This window comes from Frankia sp. CcWB3 (genome assembly GCF_977927595.1).
Genome location: NZ_CDWRCK010000137.1, coordinates 1 through 1,724, shown reverse-complemented (window position 1 = coordinate 1,724; position 1,724 = coordinate 1). Strand labels below are relative to the sequence as shown.

Here is a 1,724-nt window from a genome sequence, read left to right as displayed (position 1 = left end):
CCTGGGGACCAGCCTGGGAACCGGGATCATACGCCACGGGGCTTTCCAGCTTCGTCACCGTCCGACTGTACGGTGCCGTCCTGCCCCGGCGTGCCCCCACCACAACCCCACGACAGACGGGATGGGACGCTCATGACGGTCGATTCCGTCGTCGATCAACCGCCGGCACCGGCCAGCAACTCCCGGACGACAGGCACCATCGGATGCTCCGTCCCCCAGACCCTGAGCAGATCGGCGAGCAGCGCCGAGAGGGTCTCGGCGGCCGACGCCCGATGGCCGGCGCCGAGCTGCAACAGCCCGATCTGCCGTCGCAGCTCGAAGACCTGGGCGTCGTCCGCACCGAACACCCTGATCTCGTCCTCCAGCAGCCCACGAAGCTGTTCGAGCGCCTGGCCGGTCTCACCGATCAGGGCCCGGCAGGTCGCCTCCCGCAGGCGGCAGCGCAGAACCCGCTCGCTGTCCGGAGCGTCCCGGTGGACAAGATCGACGAGAAGCGTGCGGTAGCCGTCCACGGCGCGGCGGAAGTCGCCGCCCTCGAACAGGTGGTCCGCCAGATCGAGACGGAGCGCGAGCACGTCCGCGCTGTCGTGGCCAAGGGCACGACCAGCCCGGTCCACCGCCGCCGCTAGCACACCGGCGGCCTGACTGTAGCGGGAGGCCCGGGCCAACGTCCGAGCTTCGTCCCGGGCACGACGAAGATCAGACCGCCTGATCCCGCCATCGGGCTCCCCGGGCGGCTCAGCAGTGGATCTCCGGGTGGAGGGGGCAGTGTTCGGGGCCGCCCCGCGCGGTACCACCCGGGCCGCGACCGCCGCGTACAGCCGTACCGGGTTGTCCGCGGCGTCGTCGACGGCCCCGGGAAGCGGGCCGAGGCCCACCACGGATCCGATCAACGCCGCGTACACCTTCTCCACGCTGCACGGGCGATCCTCCGGCGCCTTGCGCAGCATCGCGGCGACCAGCTCGTCGAGGCCGCCCGGCACGTCGGCGCGCAGCGACCGCACCCGCGCCGGGACCTCCTCGACCTGCTTGTTCATCACCGTGTAGGACGACGAACCGGCGAACAGCCGCTGACCGGTCAACATCTCGAACAGCGTGGCACCCAGCGCGTAGATGTCGGTGGCCGGCGTGCTCAGGCCGGCAAGCACCTGCTCGGGCGCCATGTAGGCGGGGCTGCCGAGGTGCTGGCCGGTCACCGTGATCTTCGACAGGTTGGTCCGGTCAAGCGCGACGGCGAGCCCGAAGTCCAGCACCTTCACAGTGCCGTCCGGCTCCAGCATCAGGTTCGCCGGTTTGAGGTCGCGGTGCACGAGCGACGCCCGGTGCGCTACCGCGAGCACCGAGGCCACCTGGGCGGCGATCGCGGCGGCCCAGCCGACGGGCAGCGCGCCCTGCTCGGCGACAAGATCCGCCACGCTGAGGCCGTGCACCCGCTGCATGACCAGGTAGGGACGCCCCTCGTGGGTACCCGCGTCGTACACCGCCGGCACCCCCGGATGCAACAGGCGGGCGGTGATGCGGGACTCCCGGATGAACCGGCGGATCAGCTCCTGGTCCGGCTGGCCGTCGGGAAAACGGACGAACTTGACCGCGATCTCCCGGTCGAGTTTCACATCCCGGCCGACCCAGACCTCACCCATTCCGCCTTTGGCCAATGGAACAGCCTCGAGCTCATACCGCCTATCGATCATCCACCGCGCGGCCACCGCGCCCCCGCCCCTTCC

General features: G+C 70.9%; 1 protein-coding gene. It reads right to left on the bottom strand.

The annotated features are described in order from the left end of the window. Positions 1–155: 155 nt before the first annotated feature. Positions 156–1,691, bottom strand: coding sequence for a serine/threonine-protein kinase (locus ACY5KJ_RS11975; protein WP_462203372.1), 1,536 nt, complete (start codon positions 1,689–1,691; stop codon positions 156–158). Positions 1,692–1,724: the final 33 nt, after the last annotated feature.

Bases quoted from the DNA above. Each gene is read 5' to 3' on its own strand.
- ACY5KJ_RS11975 (WP_462203372.1), bottom strand. From the start codon at position 1,691: ATGATCGATAGGCGGTATGAGCTCGAGGCTGTTCCATTGGCCAAAGGC.